This is a genomic window from Priestia sp. ABM2_011, assembly GCF_056158845.1.
Genome location: NZ_JBSWUB010000001.1, coordinates 1,715,895 through 1,730,270 on the forward strand (window position 1 = coordinate 1,715,895; position 14,376 = coordinate 1,730,270).

Below are 14,376 nucleotides of genomic sequence, written 5' to 3' on the forward strand. Positions count from 1 at the left end.
AGAGGTGGTACCTATGAACAAAGCAGACCGTATTAAACGAATGAAAACACCAGAAATTGATCCAAAGTATGAAGGACGAGTGCCTCCGGGGCAAGTAGTGACAGAGCGCTTTCCTATTTTACATGAAGGCGACGTGCCGGAGTATAACTTAGAGGAGTGGACGCTTCGCGTGTTTGGGTTGGTAGACAAAGAAGTGACGCTTTCGTATCAAGATATATTGAACATGCCTCAAACAACGGTGAAATGTGATATTCATTGCGTAACGAGATGGACAAGACTTGATAATGAATTTACGGGCGTGCTGTTTACAGACTTTTTAAAAGCAGTTGGCGTGGAGTTGAAAAGTAAATACATCATGCTGCACGGAGATAATGACTATACGTCAAACATTGAAGTAAAAGATTTACTGAGAGACGATATTCTTCTCGCTCATTCCTTTAACGGAGAGCCGCTTACACCTAAGCATGGATATCCGCTGCGATTGGTTGTGCCGCATTTGTACTTTTGGAAAAGTGTCAAATGGCTTCGAGGCTTTGAAGCTATTGATGAAAACCATCCGGGCTTTTGGGAGCAAAACGGCTTTCATCTTAGAGGAGATCCGTTTAAAGAAGAGCGTTTTTCTGGAGAAGATTTAGGCATTCCAGAAGATGAGTGGGTACATAAAGACTATGATTAATGAAAATGCCTATGCGCAAGCATAGGCATTTTGTTAGCGCTGGCGGTTTAATTCCCACACAACGTGGCGAAGTTCAGGCAAAATCAGTTTGGTCATAGCTAGGCGAACAGCACCGCTTGATCCTGGTGTAGAAAAAACGGCTTTTTCGTTAATCGTCCCGGCAATTGCTCGGCTCATAATCGCTGCGCTGCCAATGTCTTCGGTGTAGCTCAGCATGCGAAACAGCTCGCCAAACCCGACGATTTCTTTATGAATCAGCACTTGAACGGCTTCAATTGTGACGTCTCGTTTTGTAATTCCGGTGCCGCCGTTTGTGAGAACAACGTCAATGTCCTCAGCACTGCATCCGGCAAGTATCGCTTGTTGAATCGACGTTTGATCGTCTTTTACAATTTCATAGGAAGCGACCTGCATCTCGTGTTCTTTCAGAAGTTGGATCATTAGCGCGCCGCTTTTATCGGTTTCTTTTGTACGTGTATCGGATACCGTAATGACTTTGCAGCGAACGGGCTGAGTTGCTTTGGATTTATGTTCATGTACGCTCATTATGTACCTCCTTTACGCTTCCGTACGTTTGTAGTCACCGTTTTTGCCGCCTGATTTTTCAAGCAGATATGTTTCGCCGATAATCATGCCTTTATCAATGGCTTTGCACATATCATAAACGGTTAATGCGCAGGCAGAAGCGGCAGTTAAAGCTTCCATTTCAACGCCCGTTGAGCCTTCCGTTTTAACAGTTGCTTCTATTAATAAACGGTACTCGTTATTGCTTGTATCCCAGTCAAATGAAAGGTTTACGCCTTTTAATAAAAGAGGGTGACACATCGGAATAATGTCAGACGTGCGTTTTGCTGCCATAATCCCTGCTACTTGTGCGACAGCAAGCACATCGCCTTTTCCGATTTTATGTTCTACAATGGCTTCGTGAATTTCTTTGTTAACGAGTATGCTTGAACGAGCTGTTGCAACGCGGCGAGTGATAGATTTTTCGCTAATATCGACCATATTGGCACGGCCTTGGTCATTAAAATGTGTAAAAGAAGACATCGGTGTTTTCATCCTTTTTCAGTAAATTTTGTTGTATGATAGAAATAGTGAGATATGCTATGATTTTACACCATAGCGTAAAAAGTGAACAGACATAAAGGAAGTGAAGAATGTATGTTAGAAAGCAGAACACCTATTTCAATTCCTGAAGCAATTGAAAAAGTTATGACATATAAAAGAAAAGGCAGCATCGAACGCGTATCGATCACCGAAAGCTACGGGCGCTATTTAGGAGAAGATATTATTGCCGACCAAAACGTGCCTCATTTTAATAAATCGCTTTATGACGGCTTTGCGGTTCGAGCACAAGACTGCGTAGAAGTATCAAATGAACATTCTGTAGAGTTCGAAGTTGTAGGTGAAATCGGCGCCGGCTCTGTTTTTGAAGAAGAAGTAAAGCCGTTTCAAGCAGTGCGCATTATGACAGGAGCGCAAGTGCCTCATTCATGTGATGCGGTTGTGATGCTTGAAGTGACGAAGTCGTATGAAAAAGAAGGCAAAACGTATATGGCGTTAAGCAGGCCTGCTTCAAAGTGGGAACACATTGCGTTAAAAGGAGAAGAAACAAAAAAAGGAGACGTGCTCGTTTCAAAAGGAACGCGCATTAATCCGGGCGTCACGGCTTTTTTAGCTACGTTTGGCTATGCGGATGTAGCCGTGGTGAAGCAGCCGGTGGTTGGCGTGTTAACAACGGGAAGTGAACTGCTTGATGTAAACGAGCCGTTAGAACCAGGGAAAATCCGCAACAGCAACTCTTATATGGCACTTGCACAAATCGTAAGAAGCGGGGGAATTCCGAAATATTTAGGGAAGCTTGAAGATGATTTTGACCGCTGCTATGAAGCGGTAGAAAAAGCGCTTGAAGAAGTGGATATTTTACTGACAACCGGCGGAGTATCCGTTGGCGACTATGATTATTTGCCGGCTATTTATGAAAAGCTTGGTGCCAATGTGCTGTTTAACAAAATTTCGATGCGACCGGGAAGCGTCACAACAGTCGCAGAACGAAACGGACAGCTGCTGTTTGGATTATCAGGAAACCCATCTGCTTGCTATGTCGGGTTTGAACTGTTTGTACGTCCGATTGTTCGCAGCTTTTTACATTCACCGGCGCCTCATTTACATAAAACAAAAGCGGTGTTAAACGGCCGTTTTAAAGAGCCTAACGCATTCACAAGAATGGTGCGAGGAGAAATTACAGACGAAGGGGGAAGGCTCTTAGTAACGCCTGTTGGCATGGACAAGTCGGGTGCTATTTCGTCTTTAGCTGCGGCGAACGGCTTGATTGTTCTTCCGGGTGGAGAGCATGGATACGATAGGGGAATAGAAGTGGATGTGCTGCATCTTGAAAAAGAAGGTACAAGTTCGCTTTGGGTATAAAAGCAGAAGTCTGCTTATTGCTTGTCCTTTTTTTCAATAAGAATTTGAAGCAGTTCTGTAATTCGATCTAATTTGCTTTCAATGCGCACGAGTAAGTAAAAAGATAGCGCAACTGGAAAGCCTAATTCTTTAATATAACTAACCAAGTTTTCTATAATTGCATACCTCCTTCAATTAGAAGATACACTATAATATGTGATTTCTAAGTATTTGTTCACAGGACATACATCCATTTTTAAGACAAAAGTCCTTAAGAAATAAGAAAAAGCAGCCTCGGCATTGGCAAGCGAGGCTACTTTTTATAAGGGTTCATTCACACGTATTCAAGTATGAACCATTATTGGAATTAAACTATAACATATTTTAAAATATAAATAATACTTTTGATGTGTTCTAACATATGAATAAGAGGTGCACTTTTAATTCATCGATTTAATTGGTCCTCCTAATGAAAAACCAACTAAATGAAGGATGTATAAAAAGCTGCATATTCTATAAAAGTGACTTTTTCAGAACTCTTACTTCCCTAAGGGTTCTCTTTTTTGCTGTGTGCCTAAGAGAATGGTTGTGTACACAGTTTATATTTTAATCCTGAGATAAATAAATCCAGTTGATTTCATCAAATTCTTCAATACTATAATTTGAACCTATATTCTTTAACATTTTATTGAAGAATTTTAGATTAACTTCATGATCATACAAATCTTCTTGAATGTATTCCTTAATAATAAAGTTTGTTAAATTTGTATTATTAACAAAGTCTGAAAAGAACGATGTTATAAGGTCTGAATCTTCTTCTGTAAATGGATTTCGAGTGTCTTCAATAACTACATAAGATATGATTCTTCCATTTCTTGATACATGGAAGATTTCTAAATCACGCAATTTTAAAATTCTATGAAGCGATATCATAAGTTCCTCCTATTAAAATGTTGATTTACGATATTTTAATAAATTAGATATTGGTAAATCTAAAAAGTATAGTATTCAGTTTACAGTAAAATAATCTTGTGTGGTATTAATTAACAAATATATAAACATATACTTTGTTAAGGAGGAGTAGATAAAATGTATTATTTAGAACCAAAAGATTATGATAAGATACATAACATTTTAAAAGCATCATTTAAGACTCCTACATTTGCTTTTTCTGTCGTTAATCATGTTATTGAAGGATCTGTGTATGTAAATGATCGTATGAGGCTAACGTCAGGATTTCTTAGAATACCTGCAGGTGACTATTATGTATTTGGTAAAGGAAATGATGGGGTGTTTAATAAATCTCTCTATCGTTACTTTGTTGAGAATGTTTATGGTAAGGAAAAACGTTTTACTGTTTTTACTCCATCGACCGACTGGGAGGCTTTTTTTGACGAGACTTTCGAACCGTACGTAAAGAAAATGATGCGTTCTAAGTATAGATTTGTTGCTTCAAAAGTTCCTTCTAAGTATAATCTTCCCGATCTTTATGAGTTAAAAGATTTTAACTCCGACGCTTTAAGAAAAAGTAAGAATTTTAATGAATCATATATAGTGGATTACTGGGGATCAGAAAGTCATTTTCTGAAAAACGGATTAGGCGTTTGTGTTATCCATAAAGAAAATATTGTCGCTGAATGTGTGTCGATCTTTCATAGTGGAACAATAGCTGAAATCGATATTGTGACTAAGCCTAGCTATAGAGGACAAGGACTGGGAAAGATAGTAGGTCAAGAGTTTATAAATAAGTGTTTAGAAAAGAATGTTATGCCTGCTTGGGATTGCGATAATAATAATGAAGCGTCAAAAGTATTAGCTAGTAAACTTGGGTTTTCTAATGAAGAGAGTTACGCTCTATATGTATTAAAATGAAAAACCCTAGAAATAGGTTTTTTTTCTTTGTACCAACAACATATTTTAAGTTAACTAAGTCTAATTATGATAGGTATGTTTAAATATTGTTCTGAAGGTATGTTACAATGTAATTATAAGGAATAAGAGGGGGATATAGGGATGTTAACGGCAGCAGTTGTAACTGTTTCAATTTTATCTTTAGCTTGGATTGTAGGGAAAAAAGAGCAGCCGAGGAAACAATGATTAGAAGAAAAGCATCTGAGGTGGTATATATGCAAAGGCAGCAAGGTATCACTGTACTTTTATTAATGCTAGGAATAGCAGCCATTTCTTTAGGGATGGCTTTGAAAAATGTATTTGAGTACTCTCCTACGGTGGGATGGCTTTTAGGAACCGCAATATTAATAGGTAATTCTATTTATACAGGTGTACAAATTAAAAAGAAAAGTCATACATAATTAATTTCAAAAGTGCTTGGATAAACATTATCCAAGCACTTTTTTAGCTTATTACATTACAGTAACTACTCGTGTATAGGCTATATCTAAAGTACACGAATCTATTAATAAATATAATTTATATTTAAATTTCTTCTTTTTCCATTGCTCTTGCATTAATAATTCTGTTCTTATGCGTTTCTCCCCAGTCTTTCATAAGTAAAATGATTGGTTCGAGAGATTTTCCGAATTCGGTTAGGGAGTACTCTACTTTTTGGGAGATTTCTTTATAGATTTCACGGTGAACAATCCCGTCTTTTTCTAACTCTCTTAATTGAAGGTTTTGAGAGGACATAAGTGAATATAGAAGAAACGTTGGAGCTTCTCTTTTAAGTTTAATTCCATAATCACTTCTTGTTAGGTTTTAATCGTATTTGAAAAGGGTATAGTATCCTTTAGTCAAGCTGCTAGAATAATTGTCGCAAACGTTTGCAATCAATATAGATACACTGTTCTAAAAACAGCTGTCCACCCCAAAACAAAGGGGAGAACATCCAATTTTGACATGCAGGAACGCAAAGCGTAGAATCTTTCTAACAGATAAACAAATTACTATTTTAAGAGGCTTAAAATTTAGGTTGATTTTATATAAGGGAGCGTACATATTTGAAAAATCAGTTTGCTCAATTAATACAGAATAATGAAAGCGTTCATATTTACTACAACATTGACGATATGAAAAGTTACTTAGACAATCTTGTGTCTTATATTGTTTCGGGTATTGAACAGAAGAGACATACGTTAGTTATAGAAAGTGAAAGATTAATTCCATTAATTTTTGAAAAGTTAGAGGAAATTCTAACTGAAGACCAATTAACATATATACATACTATTAATAATTTTGATTATTACTGTTCAAGTGGGAGTTTTCAGCCTGCTATAATCTTTGAACATCTCTCTCGACACTTAGATCCCTTCTATAAAAACAATAGATCTTTTCAAATATGGGCTCATGTAGAATGGGGACAGCAAGAAGGAATTGTACCTATTTTAGAAGAGTTTGAAAATGAAGCCGATAAATTAGTAAATAAAGGCGGATTATATTTAGTGTGCGCTTATGATGAAGAAAGAGTGCCGGAAGTTCTTAAGCTTGCTTTAATGAAATGCCATCCATACGTAATTTTAGAAAACAAAATTGCGCCATCCCATTTATATGTAATGACAGATGCAGTGTAATTGCTATTTAGGTTGGGATTTACGAATGAAAACACAGGTAAATAGATAACAAATAAAGAGGCTTATAATTTAAGGCTCTTTATTTGTTGTTTTCTAAAGTTATTATGCTAGCTGAAATTGCATTTTGAATAGCTTGTTTACGTTTGTAGGAACTTATGAATAGAAGAAAAAAGCCTGCATAACTGTGCATGAAATGTCGGATAGCTCTATTCAAATCCTGCTATTCTGATAATAAGGGAGGTCATATAAATGGATTTGCTTAGAAATATGAATAGAGCTTTGCACTATATTGAGGAGAATTTAACCAATGATATCGATTTTAGAGAAGTAGCAAGACTGGCTCTTTGCTCTGAGTATCACTTTAAAAGAATGTTTTCTTTTCTTGCAGGTATTACTTTATCAGAATATATTCGCCGAAGACGACTTACACTTGCAGCATTTGAACTTAAAGATAGTAACATCAAAGTCATTGATGTTGCGATCAAGTACAATTACAGCTCACCCGATTCGTTTACAAGGGCTTTTCAAAATCTACACGGTATAACTCCTTCGGAAGCTAAAAAAAATGGGAGTTCACTTAAAGCATTTCCAAAAATGACCTTTCAGTTATCAATTAAAGGAGGAAATGAAATGAATTATCGAATTGAGGAAAAAGAGGCCTTTCATATCGTTGGTATTAAAGAAAGAGTTCCGATAATTTTTCATGGAGTTAACCCAAAGATTGCTGCTATGTGGGAAAGCTTGAACGATGAAACGATACGTAAGTTAAAAGAACTTTCTAATGTTACGCCATTAGGTTTGCTTAGTGCATCTGTGAACTTTTCTGAAGGGAGAATGGAGGAAAAAGGGCAGCTGGACCATTATATCGGTGTAGCCACAACTAAGGATTGTCCCGATCATTTAGTACAACTTGAAGTGCCAGTTGGAACATGGGCTGTATTCGAAGCAGTCGGACCATTTCCTGACACATTACAAGATGTATGGGGACGAATTTATTCAGAATGGTTTCCGGCCTCAACTTATGAACAAGTAGAAGGACCGGAAATCTTATGGAATGAACATAAAAATGTAACGTCGCCAACCTTTAAAAGTGAAATATGGATACCCGTGTTAAAAAAGTAATGATGACTCCGTAATGGAGAGCAAAGGTAGATCGCAAATGTGATCTACCTTTGCTACTTTAGAGCGTTCTATCAACTACATTACGTTGACTAAATAAATATGTACCGTCCTTACATAAAAAGCAGAAAAAGCTCCCTATTTCCGTAGGGAGCTTTTCTGCTAGGAGAATTATTTCTCACATAGTCGATACGTTGCGGTATCTTGAGTAGTTTAAGCAAACACTGGAATATTATTCGCTTTTTAACTTACAGCTTTTAATTTTAATCTTGCTTTAGAGTTCAAGCTCCATAAACTAAGTAATACGGTCATTAACCCAAGTATGACACTCTGTATGATGTCATACTTAAACTATATGTTTGGAAGTAACGTGTGTTGAGTATTCATCAACGCCTGTTGAGATTTTTTCAACTTTTCATGTAGGAACAAGCACTTCTGTTGATGAGTTCTCATAAGATGTTTCAAAATCAAGTATAAGAAAGAGAGTGAAAACAAATGTACTATTGTGTTAATTGCTGCAGATTGCAAAATGAAAATCTTATTAAGAGTAAGTTATTTGAAAATGGAGTCTATATAGATCCATTTGTAGGAGAGAAAATCCCTTTAGGTATGTGTGCACATAGATGCAACCATGAGTCATGCGAGCCATGTAAAAAAGAAAAAATTATTAAAAAGATTGTGCCAAAGGAATTATCTAAATTAAAGAAGGCAATAGAGTATTTACCTGCTCATCGTCATGGTTCAGAAAAAGTTCCATTTTCACAATAAATAGCGGAATGCCGCGTTCAGTTCCCTTAATAAAACTCAGTTTTTATTCCGTAAGTTGATTCATCACTAGTTGTACAGCTATTGCATCGTCTAAATAACCGATTGGAAAGACGTAGTCTGGAATAATATCGGTAGGCAAAATAAAATACAATAGCGCACTTCCCAATATAGAGCGCTTGGCGGCTGAGGTTTCTTCGCTACAATATTCAAGATACATTTGCTTTAATTGGTCGATGAAAGTACCAACGCTTCCTACTTGCTCTATTTTGGATTGAAAGTTATTTATGATCATGCTGTGTCCTTCGTCTGTCTGTGCATATTGCTTATATTTTGTTAGTTCTTGTTTTACACGTTCAATCGTAAAGTTGGTATCTGCTATATTAAAAGATTTAAGTATTTCTTGAATTTTATCGATGGAGTAATGAATGCCTGTTTCTAGTTCATTTTCTGTATGGTTTGAAGCAGCTTCAGCAGGATCAATCAATGCTTCAAGAGGCGTATTTAAATAGTGTGCAAATTGCTTTAAATGATGTAGATTTGCTTGCTGCTTTCCATTTATAATCCGTGAAATAGTTGCCGTATCAATCCCCGTAAGTGAGCTTAGTTTCCGCATAGATAAAGCATTTTCCTTTAATAAAGACCGTAATAACAGACCAAGGCTTTGTTCATTTTGGATGTTAGACATTGCGATTCACCTCTTTATATTTTTCAACGCGCAGTAATCATTTTATTGAAGGTTTATCAACAATATATGCAACAAGTAAGCAAATTTCCTCAATATTATCATCAAAAGGAGAATACAAAATGGAATGGTTATTCATTTTAGGTTTTGCCCTATCATCAAGTATAGATAACTTTGGTGTAGGAATATCTTATGGAGTACGAAAAATCAGGATCAAATGGCTTTCGAATTTACTAATAGCAGCTATTTGTTTCCTCTTTAGCATGGTGGGAATTATGTTTGGCAGGTGGATTTCAACAATCTTACCGGGAGTGTTCCATGTTATTGTAGCCGTCGTATTATTAACGCTAATTGGAATTCGAATTATTTTATTAGTTGGTTCCCAAAAAAATAATGGAATTGATGAACTAGATAGTAGTGGTCAAGAAAACGTACGATATATTGGCTGGGTTGAAAGCAGTGTGCTAGGTGTTGCACTTTCAGCCAATGCACTTACAAACGGTCTAGGAGCAGGTTTACTTGGTTTATCACCTTTAGCTATTTCGCTTACATCAGCATTTGGTAGTTTTATAACGGTATGGCTAGGAGTAATGGTGGGGCAGAAAGCAGCAAATGTTCAAATCGGCAGCTTTACATTAGGTCAATGCGGAACGTTGATAAGCGGGATTACGATTTTAATTGTAGCTTTTACTCAAATATTTTAAAAGAAGACACGCCATTTAAAGCAAGTGGCGTCTCTTCCTTATGTTTTAAGTTAGTACATTATGTTGATCAAGTTCGTATATCGTATACATCTTGTCTTTATATTTAATATGAATTTTTAATTAAAATCTCTATTCCTTAAAATGAAGTTTTTACGTATCAGGTCTGTTTCATCCTCTGTAACTTCCGGATAGTACCTAGATAAGACATTAGCTAGACTTTCTTTTTTAGGTACGTGTAAAAAACGTGAATATACTTCCGTACCATTTGGTAACTCCTCTTCTTCACATAAGAGGAAGGCATCTAAACTCTCAATAAATTGGAACTTTACAGTCTGATCATAAACGTTGGTATAGCTGTCTTCACATTCTTTTGCTTTTTTTTCTGCAATTTCATAGGCTTGATCAAATGATGGAGCGTTAATTAATAAAATGCTTTCTTCAAATATCTGATGTTCTTCGTAGTTTTCATCAATGTTTTCTGGATTAGGTTTATCCACCATGAAGTACTGATAAAGAACCTTTACTCCATACCAGTGGCTATCTAATTTTCCGGTTTTATTCGTTTTCATACCAACTCTCCATTCTTAACTAAAGGAACCATAATTATTAATTTTATCATCGTATTCCTTATTGTCCTTCTTGCTTATATAACTGAGTTTGTATATCGTGTTCATCCACTAACCTATGATAAAATGGAAATATAATCAAGGTATTTCTATATATTAGGGGGATATAAAGTGGAATATATTGATCAAATAACAAATGCTGCAGTGAATGGGAAAAGCGAAGAGATAAGAGTTTTATTAAATAAAGAGCCATCTTTACTTAACGCTTTTAATTCAGATGGATGGACGCCTTTACATTTAGCTTGTTATTTTGGACAAGTGGATAGCACTAAGTTATTGTTGTCGCTAGGGGCGGATATTCATATTAAGGCTAAAAATTCGAATGAAAACCTGCCTCTTCATGCAGCAGTAGCAAATCAGCAAATTCAAGCTGTAGACTTGTTGCTTACAAAAGGCGCAGATGTAAATGCAAAACAAAGCGGTGGATGGACTAGCCTTCATGAGGCCTCGTTGCTAGGAGATGAAAATATGATTAAACTTCTCATCGAAAAAGGCGCAGATATCGATATACAAAAAGATGATGGTAAAACACCTTTAGAGGTTGCAGTAGAGAAAAAACAAGACGGCGCAGTTCATTTACTTACTCAGTATTTAAATCATAAAGCTTAATATAGAGTAGGAGATTTTATGTTAATGAAATTAGCGGAAGTTTACATGAAGGAGAGGGAACGCCTATTATCATTTGGTTTCGTCACTTGCCACAAATAAGCATGGACTTTTCTGAATGGACACCTTTTATCCAGAATACGTGGTATCGAAAACACTATATGAAGTTTGTACATTTGCTTCAGATTATTATTCTATCAATACCTTATTTCTTTGGAGCAGGCTTTACTCACATCAATCTCTTTTATCTTATTATAATGGGTATGATTGTCTTTGCTATTCATGAATGTCTGCACGTTTTAGTCGTATATAAAAAAGGTGATGTGAGCTTGACATTTAGCGGAATATTTTTCTGGCTCAATACAAATGCAACTCTATCTAAAACGAGATATTGGATCTTTATGAGCTTGCCTTTTCTTGTATTATCGATAGTTCCTGCTATTACGTCGTTCTATGTATCAGGAAACATTAGATCCATCCTATTATTTGTATGTTGGATAAATACATTCATTTCTGGCTCAGATATCTATAACTCATTTTTAATTGCTATTAAACCGAAGAACTCGTTTTTTTGCAGAGGTTATTACCAAGTAAAGTAGTAGGACAGGGGTCTAGTTGTACTAATACCTAAAAAAGGAGCACTTATAGTAATTAGATGCTCTTTTTGTGCTGGTAATCCGTTTTATACTAGTCAGTTTCGGATAATCTCCGTTCCAACAGTATTCTAAAAATATGTTAAAATGTAATTATAAGGAATAAGAGGTGGATATAGTTATGGTGACTGCACTAGTAGTAACGATTTCTATATTAGCGTTAGCTTGGAGTGCTGGACAAAGAGAACAGAGGGAGTAACTATATGTATTATTTGTATATAGAATCGAGATGATTGGGTAAATGAGCAAAAGAAATGTTTTAGTCAAGTTGATGTTCTTTTTAGGATCATTTTCTATTATAATCTTTGGGTTTATTTTAAAACAGGGATTAACAGGGTTGCTTTTATCTGCTGCCTGTATTATATCCGCAGGGTTTTTAATGAAAACTGGAGTTACAAAAAGAAGGGGAAACTAACATAGCTTAGCTTCTCCTTCTTTTTGATAAGTGAAATAATTATAATTATGTTAAAATATAACTATATTTATTTTTTTGGTGGTGAAATAGATGGATAATCGAAGCTTGGGATTATTTTTAGTTGGTATAGGAACAGTCTTTTTGATTTTAGCTTTAACATTACATATAGCTGGATTATTATATGGTGTTATTTTAGGAAGCAGCATATTATTAAATGTTTCAGGGGCAGGTATACTTATGAAGTTTATAGCTGATGAAAAACTGGCTAATTTGTAGAGATCTTATAAAGTAAGATCTCTTTGTTATGAATCTTACGCTAGAATGTATTTATTAGAAATGTTTGGGGGGTATCCTGTTTTGGAAATGAACTTTTTTTGGTTAGCGTTAGGATTAGCTGCCCTTGGTTATTTTATAGGCGATGGTTTAAAAAATTTTAGTAAACCTCAAAGGAAATCAAAATATCCTTATTTGATTAAAGAAAAAGATCTACACTATCACTTTCATTTGAGTAAGGGTGAAATTGAAGAACTGTTAACTAAATATCCTGGAGCTCCAAAAATAGAGCTGAAAGGGACTACATATTATCCGTATCATCAATTCGTTGACTGGCTGTCGTCTAATGAAATCTATAAGGTGTAAAGGAGGAGAAGCATTTAGTCTTTAAAGACTAGATGCTTCTTTTTTTGAGGATTGGATTTTAATGCCATCGTCACTAGAAATAAACGTATGTCATCGTTAGCTAGGTTATCTTTGTCTGGAATCGTTGTGGTATATTACATAAACTTTCAATTTTAGGTAATAATATTTACGAAAATACAGTTTGAGGAGACAATTCATGCGTAAGTATAAAAGAAAATTGATCATTTCTTTAAGCGTGCTAATCTTTCCATGGTTAACTGCGCCTTTTATAGGAACAAAATCATTTGTCCGCTTTTTGCCTGTAGCTACTTTCGCTAACTTATTCATCATTGTGTTTACCGTCATTGCTAATCAGAAAAAATGGTTTAGAAACAACAATCCTTTATTTCCTAAAGCACCTATAGATTTTACTTATATTTTAGGTCCGCACTTAATAGGAACGCTTTGGATATTTAAGCTAACGTACGGCTCTTTTCTAAAATACATACTTGCCAATACGGTGTTAGACTGGTTTAATATTTTCCCTTTTGGCGGTGCTTTGAAAAAAGTGGGCATCTTTAAAATGAAAAAGATGTCGCCAAGCATGTACTGGGGGATGACTACGGTTTTAGCCGTTGTTTTATATGGATATCAGTACATTGTGGAAAAAGTAATTAGGCAAACCAATGATTCTCAGTCAAGATTACAAGTGCTTAAAGCAACTATCCAAAAAGGATCTTCCAATAGCTGAAGATCTTTTTTTATTTATTTTTAACACTTTATCCGTCTGTTGTTTATTCTGAATATTCAAGTTTATTTTCATATAGAGTGCTATACTAGATATTAACAAAATTAGAAAGGGAGGAAGAAGTATGTTTAATCAATATCCTATTGGAAAATTTACCGTGAAGGAAAATATTCAGAAAGAAGATATTCAAGGTTGGATTCATGACATTGGAGATGCACCAAAGCAATTAGCTTATGCTGTAGAAGGGCTGACAAACGAGCAGTTAGCTACGCCTTATCGAGAAGGCGGTTGGAAATTAAGTCAAGTTGTCCATCATTTAGCTGACTCACATATGAATGCTTATACTCGTTTTAAATTAGGCTTAACAGAGCAAGCACCTACTATTAAGGCCTATGATGAAGTAGCTTGGTCCACTCTGCCTGATAATGATTTACCGATAGAAGTTTCTCTTCAACTTTTTTCAGCTTTACATAAGCGTCTTCATAAAGTTTTAAACTCACTTGATGAAAAAGATTTGAAGAAAATGATCCACCATCCTGAAAATGGGGAAGTGACGATTGAGCAATTAATAGCCACTTACGCTTGGCATGGAAAGCATCATATTGCTCATATTACCACATTAAGAAATCAAAGAGGATGGTAGAATGGCATTTAACATATGTTAGAACCAAAAAAGCTCTTTTTAAGAGCTTTTTTGGTTCTAATAAATGAAATTATGCTAATTGAAGAGTATACAGCTTAAAAACAGGAAAACTCCCTCAATCCCTCAAACCGTTAAGGAAGTTATCTCTAATCCTGAATAGTGATTCATTCATCCTGCATCTCGCT

General features: G+C 35.6%; 20 protein-coding genes and 1 pseudogene. 14 read left to right on the top strand and 7 right to left on the bottom strand.

What is annotated here, in order from left to right; genetic code table 11:
* Nucleotides 1-13 precede the first annotated feature (13 nt).
* Complete coding sequence (locus tag ACXAE4_RS09035) at nt 14-676, top strand: sulfite oxidase-like oxidoreductase (protein ID WP_028414925.1); 663 nt, start codon at nt 14-16, stop codon at nt 674-676.
* 33 nt (nt 677-709) lie between these two features.
* Here the strand turns inward: ACXAE4_RS09035 and ACXAE4_RS09040 are convergent, their stop codons facing one another.
* Both ACXAE4_RS09040 and moaC read right to left on the bottom strand, forming a co-directional pair.
* Nucleotides 710-1,222, bottom strand: coding sequence for a MogA/MoaB family molybdenum cofactor biosynthesis protein (locus tag ACXAE4_RS09040; protein ID WP_028414924.1), 513 nt, complete (start codon nt 1,220-1,222; stop codon nt 710-712).
* Between the two features lie 12 nt (nt 1,223-1,234).
* Nucleotides 1,235-1,723: a cyclic pyranopterin monophosphate synthase MoaC gene (gene moaC / locus ACXAE4_RS09045; protein ID WP_028414923.1), complete on the bottom strand. Its 489-nt coding sequence runs from the start codon at nt 1,721-1,723 to the stop codon at nt 1,235-1,237.
* Nucleotides 1,724-1,837: 114 nt separating this feature from the next.
* Between moaC and ACXAE4_RS09050 the strand changes: the two genes are divergently transcribed.
* Entirely contained in the window at nt 1,838-3,103 is a 1,266-nt protein-coding gene (locus ACXAE4_RS09050; RefSeq protein WP_028414922.1) for a molybdopterin molybdotransferase MoeA, read from the top strand.
* A gap of 14 nt (nt 3,104-3,117) precedes the next feature.
* Here the strand turns inward: ACXAE4_RS09050 and ACXAE4_RS09055 are convergent, their stop codons facing one another.
* Together ACXAE4_RS09055 and ACXAE4_RS09060 are read right to left on the bottom strand one after the other, a co-directional pair.
* Nucleotides 3,118-3,249, bottom strand: a complete 132-nt coding sequence (locus ACXAE4_RS09055) for a YvrJ family protein (protein ID WP_014458777.1) — start codon at nt 3,247-3,249, stop codon at nt 3,118-3,120.
* A gap of 439 nt (nt 3,250-3,688) precedes the next feature.
* Nucleotides 3,689-4,015 (bottom strand): terpene synthase, encoded by a 327-nt coding sequence (locus tag ACXAE4_RS09060; RefSeq protein ID WP_289578252.1) that lies wholly within the window; start codon nt 4,013-4,015, stop codon nt 3,689-3,691.
* Between the two features lie 156 nt (nt 4,016-4,171).
* Between ACXAE4_RS09060 and ACXAE4_RS09065 the strand changes: the two genes are divergently transcribed.
* Both ACXAE4_RS09065 and ACXAE4_RS09070 read left to right on the top strand, forming a co-directional pair.
* Nucleotides 4,172-4,954, top strand: coding sequence for a GNAT family N-acetyltransferase (locus ACXAE4_RS09065; protein WP_289578251.1), 783 nt, complete (start codon nt 4,172-4,174; stop codon nt 4,952-4,954).
* 254 nt (nt 4,955-5,208) lie between these two features.
* Nucleotides 5,209-5,394, top strand: a complete 186-nt coding sequence (locus tag ACXAE4_RS09070; protein ID WP_289578249.1) for a hypothetical protein — start codon at nt 5,209-5,211, stop codon at nt 5,392-5,394.
* 124 nt (nt 5,395-5,518) lie between these two features.
* Here ACXAE4_RS09070 and ACXAE4_RS09075 read toward each other — a convergent pair.
* Nucleotides 5,519-5,713 (bottom strand): annotated as a pseudogene (locus tag ACXAE4_RS09075) (winged helix-turn-helix transcriptional regulator); the annotation flags it as partial.
* Nucleotides 5,714-6,039: 326 nt separating this feature from the next.
* On the opposite strand from ACXAE4_RS09075, the gene ACXAE4_RS09080 reads away from it, so the two are divergent.
* The 3 genes from ACXAE4_RS09080 (at nt 6,040) to ACXAE4_RS09090 (ending at nt 8,496) form a co-directional block, all read left to right on the top strand.
* The gene (locus ACXAE4_RS09080; RefSeq protein ID WP_289578248.1) at nt 6,040-6,609 is read left to right on the top strand and encodes an MEDS domain-containing protein; all 570 of its coding nucleotides are present in this window, start codon (nt 6,040-6,042) and stop codon (nt 6,607-6,609) included.
* A 249-nt stretch (nt 6,610-6,858) separates the two neighbouring features.
* On the top strand, nt 6,859-7,731 hold the full coding sequence (locus ACXAE4_RS09085; RefSeq protein WP_028414917.1) for an AraC family transcriptional regulator: 873 nt from the start codon (nt 6,859-6,861) through the stop codon (nt 7,729-7,731).
* A gap of 492 nt (nt 7,732-8,223) precedes the next feature.
* On the top strand, nt 8,224-8,496 hold the full coding sequence (locus ACXAE4_RS09090) for a DUF3973 domain-containing protein (RefSeq protein WP_033580008.1): 273 nt from the start codon (nt 8,224-8,226) through the stop codon (nt 8,494-8,496).
* Nucleotides 8,497-8,539: 43 nt separating this feature from the next.
* Here ACXAE4_RS09090 and ACXAE4_RS09095 read toward each other — a convergent pair whose 3' ends face one another.
* Nucleotides 8,540-9,181: a DUF1232 domain-containing protein gene (locus ACXAE4_RS09095; RefSeq protein WP_028414916.1), complete on the bottom strand. Its 642-nt coding sequence runs from the start codon at nt 9,179-9,181 to the stop codon at nt 8,540-8,542.
* Nucleotides 9,182-9,300: 119 nt separating this feature from the next.
* Here ACXAE4_RS09095 and ACXAE4_RS09100 point away from each other — a divergent pair, with 119 nt between their 5' ends.
* The gene (locus ACXAE4_RS09100) at nt 9,301-9,882 is read left to right on the top strand and encodes a manganese efflux pump (protein WP_028414915.1); all 582 of its coding nucleotides are present in this window, start codon (nt 9,301-9,303) and stop codon (nt 9,880-9,882) included.
* Between the two features lie 116 nt (nt 9,883-9,998).
* On the opposite strand, the gene ACXAE4_RS09105 is transcribed toward ACXAE4_RS09100, so the two are convergent.
* Nucleotides 9,999-10,451, bottom strand: coding sequence for a DUF4288 domain-containing protein (locus tag ACXAE4_RS09105; RefSeq protein ID WP_098112445.1), 453 nt, complete (start codon nt 10,449-10,451; stop codon nt 9,999-10,001).
* A 168-nt stretch (nt 10,452-10,619) separates the two neighbouring features.
* Here ACXAE4_RS09105 and ACXAE4_RS09110 point away from each other — a divergent pair, with 168 nt between their 5' ends.
* From ACXAE4_RS09110 to ACXAE4_RS09135, 6 genes are all read left to right on the top strand, one after another.
* Nucleotides 10,620-11,117, top strand: a complete 498-nt coding sequence (locus tag ACXAE4_RS09110; protein WP_098999658.1) for an ankyrin repeat domain-containing protein — start codon at nt 10,620-10,622, stop codon at nt 11,115-11,117.
* Between the two features lie 101 nt (nt 11,118-11,218).
* On the top strand, nt 11,219-11,713 hold the full coding sequence (locus ACXAE4_RS09115) for a DUF3267 domain-containing protein (protein WP_155017582.1): 495 nt from the start codon (nt 11,219-11,221) through the stop codon (nt 11,711-11,713).
* A gap of 559 nt (nt 11,714-12,272) precedes the next feature.
* Nucleotides 12,273-12,458, top strand: a complete 186-nt coding sequence (locus ACXAE4_RS09120) for a hypothetical protein (protein WP_028414911.1) — start codon at nt 12,273-12,275, stop codon at nt 12,456-12,458.
* 81 nt (nt 12,459-12,539) lie between these two features.
* Complete coding sequence (locus ACXAE4_RS09125; protein WP_025749994.1) at nt 12,540-12,821, top strand: hypothetical protein; 282 nt, start codon at nt 12,540-12,542, stop codon at nt 12,819-12,821.
* Nucleotides 12,822-13,017: 196 nt separating this feature from the next.
* Nucleotides 13,018-13,551: a hypothetical protein gene (locus tag ACXAE4_RS09130; RefSeq protein WP_051418594.1), complete on the top strand. Its 534-nt coding sequence runs from the start codon at nt 13,018-13,020 to the stop codon at nt 13,549-13,551.
* 121 nt (nt 13,552-13,672) lie between these two features.
* Nucleotides 13,673-14,191, top strand: a complete 519-nt coding sequence (locus ACXAE4_RS09135) for a YfiT family bacillithiol transferase (RefSeq protein ID WP_014458796.1) — start codon at nt 13,673-13,675, stop codon at nt 14,189-14,191.
* Nucleotides 14,192-14,376 lie beyond the last annotated feature (185 nt).

Coding starts and splice junctions, on each gene's coding strand:
- ACXAE4_RS09040 (WP_028414924.1), bottom strand. CDS start 1,222: ATGAGCGTACATGAACATAAATCCAAAGCAACTCAGCCCGTTCGCTGC.
- ACXAE4_RS09095 (WP_028414916.1), bottom strand. CDS start 9,181: ATGTCTAACATCCAAAATGAACAAAGCCTTGGTCTGTTATTACGGTCT.
- ACXAE4_RS09130 (WP_051418594.1), top strand. CDS start 13,018: ATGCGTAAGTATAAAAGAAAATTGATCATTTCTTTAAGCGTGCTAATC.
- moaC (WP_028414923.1), bottom strand. CDS start 1,723: ATGTCTTCTTTTACACATTTTAATGACCAAGGCCGTGCCAATATGGTC.
- ACXAE4_RS09090 (WP_033580008.1), top strand. CDS start 8,224: ATGTACTATTGTGTTAATTGCTGCAGATTGCAAAATGAAAATCTTATT.
- ACXAE4_RS09100 (WP_028414915.1), top strand. CDS start 9,301: ATGGAATGGTTATTCATTTTAGGTTTTGCCCTATCATCAAGTATAGAT.
- ACXAE4_RS09065 (WP_289578251.1), top strand. CDS start 4,172: ATGTATTATTTAGAACCAAAAGATTATGATAAGATACATAACATTTTA.
- ACXAE4_RS09050 (WP_028414922.1), top strand. CDS start 1,838: ATGTTAGAAAGCAGAACACCTATTTCAATTCCTGAAGCAATTGAAAAA.
- ACXAE4_RS09135 (WP_014458796.1), top strand. CDS start 13,673: ATGTTTAATCAATATCCTATTGGAAAATTTACCGTGAAGGAAAATATT.
- ACXAE4_RS09070 (WP_289578249.1), top strand. CDS start 5,209: ATGCAAAGGCAGCAAGGTATCACTGTACTTTTATTAATGCTAGGAATA.
- ACXAE4_RS09085 (WP_028414917.1), top strand. CDS start 6,859: ATGGATTTGCTTAGAAATATGAATAGAGCTTTGCACTATATTGAGGAG.
- ACXAE4_RS09060 (WP_289578252.1), bottom strand. CDS start 4,015: ATGATATCGCTTCATAGAATTTTAAAATTGCGTGATTTAGAAATCTTC.
- ACXAE4_RS09115 (WP_155017582.1), top strand. CDS start 11,219: ATGGACTTTTCTGAATGGACACCTTTTATCCAGAATACGTGGTATCGA.
- ACXAE4_RS09035 (WP_028414925.1), top strand. CDS start 14: ATGAACAAAGCAGACCGTATTAAACGAATGAAAACACCAGAAATTGAT.
- ACXAE4_RS09120 (WP_028414911.1), top strand. CDS start 12,273: ATGGATAATCGAAGCTTGGGATTATTTTTAGTTGGTATAGGAACAGTC.
- ACXAE4_RS09105 (WP_098112445.1), bottom strand. CDS start 10,451: ATGAAAACGAATAAAACCGGAAAATTAGATAGCCACTGGTATGGAGTA.